Below are 14,907 nucleotides of genomic sequence, written 5' to 3'. Positions count from 1 at the left end.
ATTGCCTCATGAGAGTACTTGTCGTCGAGGACGAGCGGCGGATGGCAGCCGCGCTCCAGCGGGGGCTCCAGGCCGAGGGCTTCGCCGTGGATCTCGCCCACGACGGCGAGGACGGACTGCACGCGGCCCGGCACGGCGAGTACGACATCGTCGTGCTCGACATCATGCTGCCCAGGCTGTCGGGGTACAACGTGTGCAAGCAGTTGCGCGCGGAGGAGAACTGGGTGCCGATCCTGATGCTGTCGGCCAAGGACGGCGAGTACGACATGGCCGACGGCCTGGATCTGGGCGCCGACGACTATCTGACGAAGCCGTTCTCGTACGTGGTGCTGGTGGCCAGGCTGCGGGCGCTGCTGCGGCGCGACTCCGGGCGGCGGCCGGCGGTGCTGGTGGCCGGCGACCTGTCGCTCGATCCCGCGCGGCGCAGGGTCGAGCGCGGCGAGAGCGCGATCGAGCTGACGCCGAGGGAGTTCGCGCTGCTGGAATACCTGATCCGGCGGCGGGACGAGGTCGTGTCCAAGTCGGAGATCCTGGAGCACGTCTGGGACACCTTCGACACCGACCCGAACGTGGTCGAGGTGTACGTGGGCTACCTGCGGCGCAAGATCGACGTCCCGTTCGGCAAGAACGCCCTGCAGACCGTGCGCGGCGCGGGCTACCGGCTGGCGGGCGACGGTGGCTGACTCCCCGCTGGCCTGGTGGCGGCGTCAGGGGCTGCGGTTCAGGCTCACGGTGGCGGCCGCCACCGTGCTCGCGCTGGCGCTCGCGATCTCCGCGTCGGTGCTGCTCAGCGTGCTGGACCGGACGCTGATCGACACCGTGGACGAGTCCACCAGGCAGCAGGCGCAGGCCGTGCGCGTGGCGGCCGACGCGGGAACGCTGACCAGTCCGATCAGCACGCACGACGGCACGATCGTGCAGGTCATCGACGCGCAGGGGCGGATCACGCACGTCACCTACGGCACCGACCGGCTGGTGCCGCTGCTGGGCGAGCGGGCCAGGGCCAAGGCGCTGAAGAGCGGGCAGGCGAGGATGCTGGACGGGCGGCCGTACGCGATCCCCGGGTTCCTGCGGGTGGTGGTGCTCAGCGCGGACCGGGGCCAGACCGTGGTGGCGGCCAGGCCCATCAGCGAGATCCAGACCAGTCTGGGCACCGCGGGCAGGGTGCTGCTGGTCGGCACGCCCGCGCTGATCGTGCTGCTCGCGGTGGCGAGCTGGCTGATGATCGGCCGTACGCTGCGGCCGATCTCCGCCCTGCGCAAGAGTGCGGCGGACATCACGCACACGGCCAGGTCGCGCAGGCTGCCGGTGCCGCAGTCGCGGGACGAGGTCCACTTTCTGGCCACCACGCTCAACGGCATGCTGGCCCGGCTGGAGGAGGCCGAGCAGCGGCAGCGGGCGCTGGTCTCCGACGCCGCGCACGAGCTGCGCAGCCCGCTGGCGAGCATCAGGCTGCAGCTGGAGGTGGCGCTCGGCCATCCCGAGGGCCAGGACTGGCAGGAGACCGCCGAGGGCGTGCTGGAGGACACGATGCGGCTCTCGCGGCTGGCCGAGGACCTGCTCGCGCTGGCCAGGCTGGACGAGCGCGGCGGCGTGCCCGCCAGGCGTGAGCCGGTCAACCTCGACGAGGTGGTGCGCCAGACCGTCGACCGGTACGGCGAGGCCCGCCTGACGGTCTGCGACCCGGTCGTGGTCCAGGGGGACGCCCTCGACCTGAGCAGGGTGCTGACCAACCTCATGGACAACGCGACCCGCCACACCTCCTCCAAGGTCGAGGTGGCGCTGACGGCCGACGGCGTGCTGTCGGTGGCCGACGACGGTCCCGGCATCCCGGAGCAGGATCGCGAACGCGTGTTCAACCGCTTCACCAGGCTCGACTCCGGGCGCAGCCGTGACGAAGGCGGCACCGGGCTCGGTCTGGCCATCGTGCGCGAGACGGTGCTGGCGCACGGTGGCACGGTCGTGCTGGAGGACGCCGCGCCTGGGCTGCGGGCCGTGGTGCGGCTGCCGGTGTCGCGTTGAGGCAGCGCGAGAACGCTCCCCTGTCCCGTCAAGTCCGTCCCGTCAAGGCAACGCGAGAACGCTCCTCGCCGGCGGCGGCAGGCCAAGGCGAGGTGCGGCGGGTCAAGAGCTGAAGTCGGGCTTCCGATGCTGGCCCTCAGGGGCACGGCGTCGTCGCCGGGCCCCCTGGGCTCGGGTAATCCGGGCCCTGTCCGTGCTTTCGTGGTGCGGTTTTGCTGTTCCGTCTCCGACGTGCCGATCAGTGCGGCTGATCCGGCTTGTGCGGTTTGTGCGGCGTCAGAGGCTCTGTAGCGGGGGGTTCTTGGATCGTTCCGAATCTGGTCAGGCGGCTGTCCCCTTTTCTGCGGTGGCCAGGAAGTCCTGGGCGATCAGCGGCAGGCGCCGGCGAGCGTGCACGACGGCGATGACGCGGCGGACGGCGGGTTCGAGCGAACGCACCGTCAGGCCCGCGCGCCCGGCCTGCTCGGCCATGCCGCGGTACCAGAGCAGCGACGCCTGGCCGGCGCGCACCGCGTTGAGCCAGCCGTTGCGCTCGTCGGTCTCGAGTACGACCACCGGCGTGACGGAGTACTTGCCGAACATCGCGTCGAGCTCCCTGCGCCGCATGCTGCCGCGGGCTGGCAGCGCCAGGCGCATCCCGTGGAGCTTGCCCATCGGCACCGGGTTGGGCAGGTCGAGCCCGGGCGGGGAGATCAGCACGATCTCCTGGCGCTCGAGCGGATGGGTGATGAGGTCGGTGGGCACGGGCAGGTCGGTGAGCCCGAGATCGGCTCGCTGATCCCTGATGGCGGTGACGACGCCGTCTCTGCCGTCGCAACGCACGATGTGCACGCGTACCCCCGGGTGCTCGGCCGCGTAGGCCGGCAGCAGCCGACCGGCGAGGCCGGGCTCGAGGCTGGGTGTGGAGGCGATGCGGAGCTCCGCCTCGGTGATGCCGCCGTGGTTGGCGAGGCCCTCGATCTCATGTACGGCGTCGAGTGCCTCCCTGGCCAATTTGACCACCCGGCGGCCTTGCGCGGTGACCACCACGCCACGGCCTGAACGAGCGAAGAGCGTCATGCCGAGCTCTCGCTCCAGATCGCGGATCGCGCGGGAAAGCGCAGGCTGCGCGATGTAGAGCGACCTGGCCGCGTCGGTCATGGTGCGGTGCTCCGCAGTCGCGACCACATAGCGGAGCTGCTGGAGATTCATGCCAAGAAAGCTAGGACACCGCCCGCCGCCCGGACCGAAAGATAGCGGAGATCACCTCGAATGATTTCGGACTGTAACCGTGCACTGCTACATCCGTGACGGGTGTTAATTGAGTATGCTTTTGCCCCAAATTTGGCAAGGGTCCGACTAGTGGCGGCGCAAAGCATTCCATTCCGGACAACCGCGTGAACGGGGAGACACGGTGACAGGGAACGGGCAATATCCACCCCCGCCACAAGGGCCTGGGCAGCCACAGCGGCCTCCCTCGTTGCCCTGGCCGCCGCCCGGCCATCGCCAGCCGCAGCCGCAGGGCGGTCAAGGCAATCCGTACCCGCCGCCGCCCCAGCAGCCGCCGCCGCATTATCCGCAGCAGCCGATCCAGCCCCCGGGGCAGCCGTACCCGCAGCAGGGACAGCCGTACCCGCAGGGCGGGCGGGCGCCGCAGTACCCGCCCCCGAACCTGCCGCAGTACCCGCCCCAGAATCCGCCGCCGCCCTACGGGCAGCAGCCGTACCGTCAGCCGCCCCCTCCCCCTCCCCCGCCGATGCCGCCGCGGCAGTGGCAGCCACCGCCGCCGCGCAGGAAGTCGGGCATGGGCGTCGTCGGGGTGCTCGCCGCCGTGTTCGGCTCGCTGGCCGCGCTGTTCGTGCTGATCGTCATCGGGGCGGCGATGCTCAAGAGCTCCTCCCGGTACGAGACGACCACGCCGATCGCGATCCCGACGTACGAGCCGTCGGAGCGCGCCACCGACGACGACGAGCCGCTGCCGTCGCGGACGCGCACGCAGGAGCCGACGGACGAGCCGACCCGGGAGGCCACCGAGGAGCCCGAGCCGGAGCCGTCCGTCACCCAGCCGCCCAAGGTCACGCTCAACACGAGCCTGAAGAACAACACGATGTACCGGGCGGGCGTGCTGCCCCGGCTCGACTGCCGGGCGGGCAACGCCAACATCTTCAACCACAGCCAGCTCAAGGCGCTGATCCTGAAGACGGGCCGGTGCATGGACAAGGCGTGGCAGCCGATCCTGGAGAGGCAGGGCATCCGGTTCAGCCCGCCCGGCTACGCCATCGCCGCCAAACGGGGCAGGGGCGCGTGCGGCGACTATCCGTCGGCGGGCAGCATGGTGCCGTACTATTGCCCGCGCAACAACACCATCTACGCCTCCACCTCGGCCATGGCCAGGGGCAACGGCAACTCCCGCGGGTACGGCGAGATCATCGCCTGGCACGGCGGGATCATCAGCATGATGGCCCACGAGTACGGCCACCACGTCCAGAACATCACGGGCCTGATGGACTCCTGGTGGCGCTCGACCCTCGACTCCTCCAGCCAGAGCGGCAAGCTGGCGCTCAGCAGGCGGCTGGAGCTGCAGGCCACCTGTTTCGGCGGCATGTGGATGCGGTCGGTGGCGTCGTCGTACCCCGTCAACTCCTCGGCCAAGAGCCGGCTGTTCTCGTTCTACGCACAGGTGGGCGACTACCCCGGCTGGCCGCGCGACCACGGGACGCCCGCGAACAACAACCGATGGTTCAGACAGGGCTGGGAGCGCAACCAGGCGTACCAGTGCAACACGTGGAAGGCGCCGTCCTCAACGACCTCCTGATGGGCACGTGGTGTTCATCTCAGCTTGGGTACATGTCTCCGATGTCCAGGTATGGGGGCTAGAATCCTGGCAATCTTGTGCCCGACGGGGGACAAACGACGGTTTTGCCTGGTAGGCGTGTGAAGGAGCCGGTGTGAGCAAGCGCGATGGGGTAAACACCGGGCCGGGAGGCAAACCACGGCGCCCCATTCGCCGCCCCCGATCGGCTTCGGGTCCCGCGTCCCGCTCCGCCGCACCGCGTTTCGCCAAGCCGCTCACCACGGCCTCCGTACTCGGGTGGACGGCACTGTCCGCCATCGTGCCCGGCGCCGCGCACCTGCGGGCCGGGCACCGCCGTACCGGGCTGGCGCTGGTCAGCGTGTACGCGCTGATCCTGCTCGCCGCCCTCGGCTACTACCTGACGCACAGCCTGGAGGACCTCACCGCGTTCGCCGGCGACGGGATGATGCTCGCGGTGATCATCGTCGCCTCGGCGGGCGCGCTGGCCTGGTTCGCGCTGCTGGTGACCTCGTACGTCACGCTCGGCCCCAACCGGCTGAACCAGCAGGGCCAGGTGGTCACCGGCATCGTGATCGGCGTGCTGTGCGTCATGGTCATGTCGCCGTTCGCGGCCGTCGCCAACACCGTCCTGACCCTGCGGGGCACGATCCATGAGATCTTCCCCTCCACGTCCGACCCCGACGTCCCCGTCGCGGCCAAGAACCCCGAGGACCCGTGGGACGGCCGGGACCGCGTGAACTTCCTGCTGATCGGCGGCGACGCGGCGAGCAACCGTACCGGCGTGCGGACCGACAGCATGACGGTGGCCAGCGTGGACATCAAGACCGGCGCCACGGTCCTGTTCAGCCTGCCGCGCAACCTGCAGCACGTCCGCTTCCCGACCACCTCGCCGCTGCACAAGCAGTTCCCGAACGGCTTCATGGCCGAGCTCCCGAACGGCGGCCTGCTCAACGAGGTCTGGCAGTACGCCAGCGACAACCCGCAGGTCATGGGCGGCAAGAACAAGGGCCCCCGCGCGCTGATGGACGCCATCGGCCAGACGCTCGGCCTGAAGATCGACTACTACGCGATGATGAACATGTACGGCTTCGCGGACCTCGTCGACGCCATCGGCGGCCTCAAGATCCGGGTCGAGCAGGACGTCAAGTGGGGCGGCCTCTACGGCACGGCGGGCACCATCAAGGCGGGCTACCAGCGGCTGTCCGGCGAGGAGGCCCTCTGGTACGGCCGCTCCCGCGTCAACAGCGACGACTTCTCCCGGATGGGCCGCCAGCGCTGCGTCATCGGCGCCTTCGCCCAGCAGGCCACACCCGCCAAGATCCTGACCAACTTCACCAAGATCGCCGGCGCGGCCAAGCGGCTGGCCCAGACGAACATCCCCCAGCACCTCGTCCAGCCCCTGGCGGCGCTGGCCGTCAAGGTCAAGGACGCCAAGATCACCAGCCTCCAGTTCGTGCCGCCGGAGTTCTACTCGGGCCGCCCCGACTGGGTGAAGATCCGCCAGGCCGCGCGCAAGGCGGTCAGCGACTCGACCCGGCCGGCCCGGCAGGCCAAGACGGCGAACGTCAGCGCCTCGCCGAGTGTCACGGCCACCTCGCCGTCCACGTCGCCCACGCCGACGCGGACCGGCGCCACGCCCACCCAGACCCCGACCAAGAACGGCAGCCAGAAGGCCGGCGCCCAGTCCCTCGAAGAGCTCTGCGGCCTCTAGCGCCGCTGGGCGGGACCTCCCGGCTCCCTGGCCCGGGCCCGCTCGCTCGGGCCCGCTCAGGGCGGCCGCCTCAGCCGGCGCGGCGGAACGTCACGGGCAGCCGTTTCGGCCCGCGGACGGTCAGGCTGGAACGCCAGCTCAGCTCCTCCGGCGGCACGGCCAGGGCCAGCCCCGGCAGCCGGACGACCTCGCTGAGGGCGGCCCGGCCGACGATGCGGGCGAGCATCGCGCCGAGGCAGTAGTGCGGCCCGTGGCCGAAGCTCAGGTGCGGGTTGTCGTCCCGGGTCAGGTCGGGCAGGTCCGGCTCGGGGAAGCGCAGCGGGTCCCGGTTGGCCGCCGCCAGTGACACGAGGATCGGCTGCCCTTCCGGGACGCGGCTCCCGCCGAGCTCCACGGGCTCCAGGGGGAAGCGCCAGGTGGCCAGCTCCACGGGGCTGTCGTGGCGCAGCAGCTCCTCCACGGCCTGGTCCATCAGCTCGGGGCGGGCGCGCAGCAGGTCGAGCCGGTCGGGGTGGCGCAGCAGCGTACAGGCGCCCAGGCCGATGAGCCCGACGGTCGTCTCGACGCCGGCGACGAGCAGCAGGAAGATCATCGACATCAGCTCGGCCTCGGTCAGCCGCTCCCCGTCGTCCGCCGCGGCCGTGATCGCGCTGATCACGTCGTCGCCCGGCGCCCGCCGCTTCTCCTCGACGAGCCCGGCCACGTAGGCGGCCAGCCGCCCGAGCGCCTCCGCCCGGCCACCGCCCTGAAAGCCCCTATCGCCTGCCCGCTCGCCCTCCCCTTTCGCCGGATCCTTCTCCGGATCCTTCTCCGGTCCCTTCTCTGGCCCCTCCTCCGGCTCCTCCCCCGATTCCTCCGAGGACACCACGGCCGCCGTCCACCGCTGGAAGTCCGTACGGTCCGCGTCCGGGACGCCGAGCACGTCGGAGATCGTGGCGAGCTGCAGCGGCGCGGCGAAGTCGCCGATCAGGTCGGCCGGTGACTCCAGGCCGCCGGCGAGCTCGCGGGCGGCCGCCTCGATCTTCGGTCCGAGCCGCCCCAGCCGCCGCGTGGTGAAGAACCCGGAGACCAGGCGGCGCAGCCGGGTGTGCTCGGGCGGGTCCGTGGTGAGCAGGTGGGTGCCCAGCCCTGAGCGGTCCTCCAGGGGCTTGCCCCGCCCCGCCTCCTGCCAGTCGGCCGGCGCGTTGCGCGGGTCCTTGCTGAACCGCGGATCGGCGAGCACGGCGCGGGCGTCGTCGTAACGGGTCACCAGCCAGCCGTAGAGGCCGTTGGGCAGGCGCACGGGGTGCGGGACGCCGGACTCCCGCAACCGGGCGTAGGCGGGATAGGGGTCGGCGAGCAGCCCCTCGTGACCGGGCAGCAGCTTCTCCAGCATCTTCGTCCCCAATGGCTCCTGTGCTACCGGCTTTCCGCGAGTGACCGCCGCGGCGGCCCCCGTGTCCTCATACTGGTACGGACACCCCCGCGCGATCCACCCGTGACGCGCTGCCTCGGACAGGGGACCCCATGACGTCGCCGAACACATGCCGCACGCCCGCGACCCGTCGCGCCCGCCGCGCGATCCGGCTGACCGCGCGGCCGGCGGGACGGTGCGAGAGGTGCTCGGCGGCCTCACCTCTCGCGAAGGCGCGCGCGGGCCTCACTTGGCGAGCTGCCCCAGGATCCACTCCGCCAGCGTGGCGGTCACCTGGCCGTGCTCGGAGTTGTCCGCGTCACACTGGTAGTCATCGAGCTGGCTGTGTTCCGGCGACAGCGACGTGATGTCGGTGTAGAGGTCGACCGTCCACTCCACCGGGTCGTACTGGAGGGCGACGGCGCTCACCGACGGGACGAAGCAGGCCGACCGGTACCGGCTCTCGATCGGCACGCCGAGCTCGTCGGCGAGCAGCCCGTACGAGGCGAGCGTCCCGCCCGGCGCGCCGTCGAAGGGCGCGACGTCGCTGGTGTAGCTCTTGCTCGACCACATCGGCACCGCCCGCATGCCGCCGACGTGCTTCTTCGCGCCGCGGTCCGGCTGGGTGCGGACCGTGGCCCCGACGAGGCCGTCCAGCGCGCTCCACTCGAACACGAGCGCGTCGGGCGGCACGTTCCTGCCTGTTCCGTCGGCGGCCCCGTTGGCCACCCCGAGCTTGCGCGGCCTGACCGGGAACCAGCCCACCCGGCGCAGGTCCTCGATGAAGGCCGTGCGCAGCGGGCTGGCGGTGGAGACAGGCCCGGAGTAGCGGGCGCTCTCGACCCACGCCCACAGCAGTTGCTGCGCGGCGGGGCTCCTGATCAGGTCGGCCGGTCCGGGCTCTCCAGGATCTCCCGGGGTGAGGCTCTCGGAGAAGTACGCGAGCTGCTGCAGGATCAGCGGGAGCCACGCGCCGTTGTGCGGCGTGTCGTAGGACAGGTACGTCATGGTCTGGTGGTCCTCGCCGCGGCTCTCCATCTCCGCCAGCGCGTAACGGGTGATCAGCCCGCCGCTGCCGACGCCGCCGACGATGAGCGGGGTGCTGCCGGCCCGCTCGGCGACGGCCCGCCTGATGCAGGCGGCGGCCACCCCGGCGTTGGCCTGGATGTGCGTGTGCCGGCCGGCGAAGCCGAGCAGCACGACGTCGATGCCCTGCGCGAGGAGCTGGTCGAGCAGGCGGTGCCGCCGGGGCGGGTAGGGCGCGTTGAGGTGGTGCCACAGCGCGGGAAGCCGGCTGGGTCCGTGGCCGAACCCGTCCGCGAAGATCATCGGCTGGACGAGGCGGTCGTGGCCCGCGCCGTAGTGGACGGCGGCGGTCCCGGTGGCGATCTGGCCCCGGTGGGACCAGGCGGAGGTGAGCGCCCACGTGGAGCCCGGCACGGGCGCCTCCCCGGACGCTTCGGTGGCTGGTGCCGCGAACAGCATCCGCTGGGGGAGCACTCCGGCGACCTGCTCCGCGCGGCCCGCGGGCACCGGCTCCGACTCTTGCCGCAGGGCACGCTCGACGTCGATCCTGGCTGCCCCTTGTGTCGCCATGATTTTTCACCTTTTTTCGTGGGTTTACCGGACGTCACCCCCGATCTCTTACCTCCTTATGGAAAAGACAGATTTCCCTTTTCAACGGCAATGATCAATGCACGAATATCCTGGCCGGCATCTCTAGCTCACCTCCGGGCCGACGACAAATCAACCCGCGATGCAGACAATTCACCTGACCGTGGGTCAAGGCGTTACAGAGGTGCAGGAGTGCCGCGATACAGCACGTCAGAACGCCGGGTGCGGAAATCCTCCACACCCGGAAGGTGTCCTTTGCATTCGCCCGAAAGCGCCGGGTCAGCCGACGGCGGCGTTTCTTCTGGGGAGCAGCGCCAGAGCGCCCAGATAGAGGACGGCCGCGACGATCAGCAGGCCCTTGTATCCGATCACCAGCGCCGCATATTCCAGGCAGCCGCCCACCATGGCGCCCAGCAGGTTCGCGCCGAAGGAGGTGGTCGCGTCGGCGGTTTCGGCGAAGCGCTTGGCGAAGACCACGTTCGCGGCGAAGATCGGCAGGAACGCCACCGTGACGGCCGCCACCGCGCGCAGAGGCAACGGGAGCGACAGCAGCCACGCGTTCGGCACCAGCCAGGCCAGCAGCAGCCCGGCGAACAGCACGGCGTACATGACCGGCAGGGGTGGCATGCGGAAGCGGCGGGTCAGCTCGACGGCGGCGAGCACCGCGACGAGCACGCCGGCGAAGACGATCGCGTTGACCACCCACGTGGTGCCGAACAGCAGCGCGAACCCGGTCACGCTCTTCGTCTCCAGCAGCATGAACCCCACGCCGAGCAGGAACAGGTCCGCGTACGGGCGCATCCTGCCGTAGGGGCCGGCCACGAGGCGGACGGCGAGCAGGCTGACGATGAGGATCAGGCCGAGCGTGATGATGTAGATCGGCGGGATCGTCGCGTCCTTGAGATAGAGGAACGGACGGTCGTCGTCGGCCGGCAACGGAGTTCCCGCGGCGGCCCCCGGCCACTCGGTGGCGCACCGCTGGGCCGAGGCGGTCAGGCCGGCGGTGATCACGGCCTGCTGGCCCGCGGTGCTGACCACGTCGACGCACGGCTTGTGGCCGAACGCGCTCTGCATGGTCGAGGCGAGGCGGTCGACGAGCCAGCTCTCGCGGTAGTAGTTGTACATCGAAAACGTGCCGCCCGGCTTGAGGTGGGCGCGGGCGGCCTGCATGGCCTCTTCGGTGAACAGGTAGCTCTCCAGGCGCAGGGAGCTGGCGCCGGAGACGAGGGTGAGCGAGTCGGGCAGGGCGAAGAGGATCAGGTCGTACTTCTCGGCGCTGCGCTCCAGGAAGGCGCGGCCGTCGGTGACGTGGGTGGTGACGCGCGGGTCGTCGTAGGGCTTGTCGGGGTGCACGGAGCCGCCGAGCTCGCGCAGCTTGGGGTCGATCTCCACGGCGTCCACCCGGTTGGCGCCCTTGGACAGCGCGATCGCCACGTCGGTGCCGCTGCCCGCGCCGACGATGAGCACGTCCTTGGGCGGCTTGGTGGTGCGGTCGTACGGGAGCCCGTACTGGGCCTCCCACTGCAGGCGGGCGGCGGCGGGCACGGCCTGCTGGTGGGGGATGCCGTTGACGGCGATGTCGGTGACGTTGACGCCGGCCAGCTGCATCGCCTTGAAGGTGACCTTGTAGTACGGCGACCAGATCGCCCCGGGGGTCAGCGTCTCGGCCAGCAGCAGCCCGACCACGACCAGCGAGGGCACGGTCACCAGGCCGACGTAGAGCGTGCGCGGCTTGGGCATCAGCAGCAGGCCGTAGCAGATGGCCGCGATCAGCCCCCAGAACACCGGGGGTGCGCTCAGGAACGACAGCGCCGTGAACGCCGCGATCCCGGTGAGGCTGCCGATCAGGTCGTAGCGGTAGGCCTCCAGCCGCGGCAGCTCGGGGAAGCAGCGGCCGACCAGCTCGGCGGGCCCCATGAGCGCCACGGCCGCGGCGCAGAAGATGACCGGCAGGATCAGCCACGCGGGCGGGCCGACGGTGCCCAGGCTCGTCCAGTACAGGATGCCCTCGGTGTTCCTGTCCACGGTCACGGGGAAGGCCGAGACGACGACCACCAGGACGGCGAGCACGACCGGCGAGTAGTACGGCTGCCGCCGCGAGCGCCCCACGCGCAGGAACCCGAGCCCGATCCCCAGGAACGAGCCCAGCAACACGAAGTTCGTGAAATAGCTGAGGTGGACGATGTTCGAACCGGTCCACCGGATCAGCGCCAGCTCAAGGAAGAGCATGAACGCGCTGGCGAGGATGAGCCTCGGCCGCACCGCCAGCCAGTGATCCTTTTCCCCGCCAGTGACCGGCTTCTGCGCCTGGAGCGTCATGATGCTTCACCGTAGTGAACAGACCGAAAACAAGGAAGTCTGACGACCCAGAAGAAATGTCGCCCGCTTCGCGTGAAATGCGGCATTATTGCAGGTCAAAACCCCTGAGATCCGCTGGACGCGCACCATCAGATGAAGGAATGTTGGGACGTTCGTTCCCTCCAATCGTCCGGTGGTGACTCATGCGGGTCCTGATTCAGCTCCGCCCCTCTCCCGATCTGGTCGCGGCCGTCGCCGATCCCGGCCAGACCGCCACCACGGCCGACGTCGCCGACGGGCTGCCCGGAGTCGAGCTCGACTCGGCGTTCGTGCCGGTGGCCGTGCCGAGACCCGTTCCGCTCGCGGGCGGCGATCCGCTGTCGCTGAACCAGCCGCTCGACTTCTCGCTGGCCGCCGAGGACGCCTCCGTGCTGGTGCGCGGCACGATCTCGGACGACGAGCTGGCCTCCAGGGTGACGTTGCTGCCCGCGCTCAGGCCCGACGTGGTGGGCGTGTTCGCCGACCCGGTCATCGAGTCCACGCCGGCCTGCGGCGGCGATCCGCCGGTCGGTGACTGGCACGACGTGGAGCGGCTGCTGAACGTGCCAGGGCTGCACGCCGAGGGCCTCGACGGCGCCGGGGTGGCGCTGGCGATTCTCGACACCGGGATCAACGCGGCCCACACGGCCAGGCAGCTCGGCCGGGGCGTCACGCTCGACGCCGCGCGGTGCTGGAGCCCGTCGGGCGTGACGGGCAGGCCGGGCGAGTTCGAGGTCGATCACGGGACGATGTGCGCGTTCGACACGCTCGTCGCCGCGCCGCAGGCCACCTTGATCGACATCCCGGTGCTGCTGTCCACCAGGCCGGGCGGCTCGGCCCTGGACGGGCTGCTGTCGGACGCGGTGGCGGCGTTCGCGCACCTGCGCAACGTGCTCGACGCCCAGCCCGCCGATTCCAGGGCGCTGGTGGTGAACAACTCATGGGGGTCCTTCTCCGCCGAATGGGACTTCCCCGTCGGGCATCCGGGCAACTACTCCGACAATGCGGCGCACCCGTTCAACCTGATGGTGGCGAGTCTCGACCGGGCGGGCGCCGACGTGCTGTTCGCGGCGGGCAACTGCGGGCGCGAGTGCCCGGACGGCCGCTGCGCCTACGCCTCCCGGCCCATCGTGGGCGCCAACTCGCATCCGAAGGCCCTGTCGATCGGCGGCATCGACGTCAACGGGGAGCGGGTGGGCTACTCCTCCCAGGGGCCCGGGCGGCTGACCGCGCGCAAGCCCGACCTCTGCGCGTACACGCATTTCTCCGGGTCCAAGGCGTTCGGCGAGCGCGAGCCCGACTCGGGCACCTCCGCGGCGACGCCCGTGGCCGCCGGGCTCGTGGCCGCGGTGCGCACCCGCTGGCCGTCGACCAGGCTGTCGCCGGCCCAATTGCGGGCGCTGCTGCGGCGTACCGCGGAGGATCGCAGCGAGGTGGGGTTCGACTACGACTACGGCTACGGGATCGTGGACCCGGCGGGGATCATCGCCGCGCTCCAGCGGCGGGCCAAGAGCGTGGCCTGACCAGATCCCGCCCGCTCAGGCGTTCTCCCTGTTGAACACGCGCGTCCCGATCGTCAGGCTGACCGCGGCGAAGACCACGGTCACCGCCGCTCCCACGCCGACGGTGCCCGTCAGGTAGTGCCCGGCGAACAGGTCGCGCAGCGCCTCCAGCACGTACCTGAACGGACTGATGTGCGAGATGGCGTCGAGCCACCCCGGCGCCATCGACATCGGCAGGAAGGAGCCGGACAACAGCACCAGCGGGAGCACCGCGGTGGACATCACGGGCGCGAACAACTGCTCGTTCATGGTCAGCGCGACCGCGTACGACAGCGCCGCCAGGCTGGTGCCGAGCACCACGACGAGCACGAAGCCGGCCGCCAGCCCGAGCACCGGGGCCCGCAGGCCCAGCGCGAAGGCGGCCGCGAGGAGCAGCACCAGCTGCACGACCAGCGTGAGCGCGTTGTTGAGCACGCGGCCGAGCAGCAGCGCCAGGCGGCTGGCCGGGGTGACGCGCATCCGCTCCAGGACGCCGGACCGCCGCTCGAAGACCACGCCGAAGCCCGCCAGCCCCATGCTCACCAGCCCGAGCTGGATGACGAGCCCGGGGACGAGCGTCTCCCACGTGCCGAACGTGGTGAAGATCGGCCCGAACAGCACCAGGAAGAGCAGCGGCTGGATCGCGCCGAAGATGATGCCGACCTTCTGCTTGAGCGTGACGTGCACGCCGTGGCGGAACAGCACCCAGGTGTCGCGCAGCATCAGACGCCCGCCTCCTCGCGCAGCGACCTGCCGGTGATGTCGAGGAACACGTCGTCGAGCGTCCGGCCGCCGGCCTTGAGCCCGGCCGGCGTGCCCTCCGCGACGATCCGGCCGTGGTCGATGATCAGCAGCCGGTCGCAGAGCGCGTCGGCCTCGTCGAGGTAGTGGGTGGTGAGGAACACCGTCATGCCCTTCTCCTCGCGCAGCGCGCGGATGTGGTCCCAGAGGTTGGCCCGGCTCTGCGGGTCGAGCCCGGTCGTCGGCTCGTCGAGGAAGAGCAGGACCGGGTCGTGCAGCAGGGCGAACGCGATGTCGAAGCGGCGGCGCTGACCCCCTGAGAGCGCGGCGGCCGGCTTCGACTCCAGCCCGGTGAGGCCCAGCCTGGCCAGGACCTCGGTCATCTTGGCGGTGGCGGCCTGGCGGCTCAGGCCGTACAGCATGCCTTGGAGCACGAGCTCGCCGGCCGGCGGCAGCACGGGCAGGAGCCCGCCGCCCTGGGAGACGTAGCCGATGCGCCGGCGCACCTGCTTCGCGTCGCCGAGCAGGTCGTGGCCCGCCACCGTGGCGGTGCCGTCGGTGGGGCGCAGCAGCGTGGTCAGCATGCGCATGGTCGTGGTCTTGCCCGCGCCGTTGGGGCCGAGGAACCCGACGATCTCGCCTGGTCGTACGGATATGTCCACGCCGGCGACGGCTTCTACGCCGCCGAAGGTCTTGCGCAGACCTGAAGTCTCAATCATTTTCATCGCCTCCAAAATTAGGGTAGCTGTAATTT

At 70.7% G+C, this 14,907-nt stretch carries 11 protein-coding genes; 5 read left to right on the top strand and 6 right to left on the bottom strand.

What is annotated here, in order from left to right; translation table 11 throughout:
- Nucleotides 1-8: 8 nt before the first annotated feature.
- Nucleotides 9-683 carry a response regulator transcription factor gene (locus ABEA43_RS15275; RefSeq protein ID WP_345562242.1) on the top strand — a complete coding sequence of 225 codons (675 nt, stop codon included), beginning with the start codon at nt 9-11 and terminating at the stop codon, nt 681-683.
- Nucleotides 676-2,022, top strand: a complete 1,347-nt coding sequence (locus tag ABEA43_RS15270) for a sensor histidine kinase (RefSeq protein ID WP_345562240.1) — start codon at nt 676-678, stop codon at nt 2,020-2,022. The genes ABEA43_RS15275 and ABEA43_RS15270 overlap by 8 nt, the downstream gene beginning before the upstream one ends.
- A gap of 321 nt (nt 2,023-2,343) precedes the next feature.
- On the opposite strand, the gene ABEA43_RS15265 is transcribed toward ABEA43_RS15270, so the two are convergent.
- Nucleotides 2,344-3,213 (bottom strand): LysR family transcriptional regulator, encoded by an 870-nt coding sequence (locus ABEA43_RS15265; RefSeq protein WP_345562238.1) that lies wholly within the window; start codon nt 3,211-3,213, stop codon nt 2,344-2,346.
- Between the two features lie 268 nt (nt 3,214-3,481).
- On the opposite strand from ABEA43_RS15265, the gene ABEA43_RS15260 reads away from it, so the two are divergent.
- Together ABEA43_RS15260 and ABEA43_RS15255 are read left to right on the top strand one after the other, a co-directional pair.
- The gene (locus tag ABEA43_RS15260; RefSeq protein WP_345562236.1) at nt 3,482-4,816 is read left to right on the top strand and encodes a neutral zinc metallopeptidase; all 1,335 of its coding nucleotides are present in this window, start codon (nt 3,482-3,484) and stop codon (nt 4,814-4,816) included.
- Nucleotides 4,817-4,949: 133 nt separating this feature from the next.
- A complete protein-coding gene (locus ABEA43_RS15255) occupies nt 4,950-6,527 on the top strand; it encodes an LCP family protein (RefSeq protein WP_345562234.1) in 1,578 nt (525 codons plus the stop codon).
- A gap of 70 nt (nt 6,528-6,597) precedes the next feature.
- Here the strand turns inward: ABEA43_RS15255 and ABEA43_RS15250 are convergent, their stop codons facing one another.
- From ABEA43_RS15250 to ABEA43_RS15240, 3 genes are all read right to left on the bottom strand, one after another.
- Entirely contained in the window at nt 6,598-7,902 is a 1,305-nt protein-coding gene (locus ABEA43_RS15250) for a cytochrome P450 family protein (RefSeq protein ID WP_345562232.1), read from the bottom strand.
- A gap of 264 nt (nt 7,903-8,166) precedes the next feature.
- A complete protein-coding gene (locus ABEA43_RS15245) occupies nt 8,167-9,516 on the bottom strand; it encodes a lipase family protein (RefSeq protein ID WP_345562230.1) in 1,350 nt (449 codons plus the stop codon).
- Nucleotides 9,517-9,813: 297 nt separating this feature from the next.
- Nucleotides 9,814-11,853: a spermidine synthase gene (locus ABEA43_RS15240; protein ID WP_345562228.1), complete on the bottom strand. Its 2,040-nt coding sequence runs from the start codon at nt 11,851-11,853 to the stop codon at nt 9,814-9,816.
- A gap of 182 nt (nt 11,854-12,035) precedes the next feature.
- Between ABEA43_RS15240 and ABEA43_RS15235 the strand changes: the two genes are divergently transcribed.
- Nucleotides 12,036-13,394 (top strand): S8 family peptidase, encoded by a 1,359-nt coding sequence (locus ABEA43_RS15235; protein ID WP_345562226.1) that lies wholly within the window; start codon nt 12,036-12,038, stop codon nt 13,392-13,394.
- 15 nt (nt 13,395-13,409) lie between these two features.
- Here the strand turns inward: ABEA43_RS15235 and ABEA43_RS15230 are convergent, their stop codons facing one another.
- Nucleotides 13,410-14,135, bottom strand: coding sequence for an ABC transporter permease (locus ABEA43_RS15230; protein WP_345562224.1), 726 nt, complete (start codon nt 14,133-14,135; stop codon nt 13,410-13,412).
- Complete coding sequence (locus ABEA43_RS15225; protein WP_345562223.1) at nt 14,135-14,872, bottom strand: ABC transporter ATP-binding protein; 738 nt, start codon at nt 14,870-14,872, stop codon at nt 14,135-14,137. The genes ABEA43_RS15230 and ABEA43_RS15225 overlap by 1 nt, the downstream gene beginning before the upstream one ends.
- Nucleotides 14,873-14,907: the final 35 nt, after the last annotated feature.

The organism is Nonomuraea rosea, from assembly GCF_039539705.1.
GTDB classification, from domain to species: domain Bacteria; phylum Actinomycetota; class Actinomycetes; order Streptosporangiales; family Streptosporangiaceae; genus Nonomuraea; species Nonomuraea rosea.
This window is presented reverse-complemented; position numbering and strand designations above follow the sequence as displayed.

What these genes read in the sequence shown, in the direction of transcription:
- ABEA43_RS15275 (WP_345562242.1), top strand. Translation starts at nt 9, where the DNA reads ATGAGAGTACTTGTCGTCGAGGACGAGCGGCGGATGGCAGCCGCGCTC.
- ABEA43_RS15265 (WP_345562238.1), bottom strand. Translation starts at nt 3,213, where the DNA reads ATGAATCTCCAGCAGCTCCGCTATGTGGTCGCGACTGCGGAGCACCGC.
- ABEA43_RS15250 (WP_345562232.1), bottom strand. Translation starts at nt 7,902, where the DNA reads ATGCTGGAGAAGCTGCTGCCCGGTCACGAGGGGCTGCTCGCCGACCCC.
- ABEA43_RS15245 (WP_345562230.1), bottom strand. Translation starts at nt 9,516, where the DNA reads ATGGCGACACAAGGGGCAGCCAGGATCGACGTCGAGCGTGCCCTGCGG.
- ABEA43_RS15240 (WP_345562228.1), bottom strand. Translation starts at nt 11,853, where the DNA reads ATGACGCTCCAGGCGCAGAAGCCGGTCACTGGCGGGGAAAAGGATCAC.
- ABEA43_RS15235 (WP_345562226.1), top strand. Translation starts at nt 12,036, where the DNA reads ATGCGGGTCCTGATTCAGCTCCGCCCCTCTCCCGATCTGGTCGCGGCC.
- ABEA43_RS15230 (WP_345562224.1), bottom strand. Translation starts at nt 14,135, where the DNA reads ATGCTGCGCGACACCTGGGTGCTGTTCCGCCACGGCGTGCACGTCACG.
- ABEA43_RS15225 (WP_345562223.1), bottom strand. Translation starts at nt 14,872, where the DNA reads ATGATTGAGACTTCAGGTCTGCGCAAGACCTTCGGCGGCGTAGAAGCC.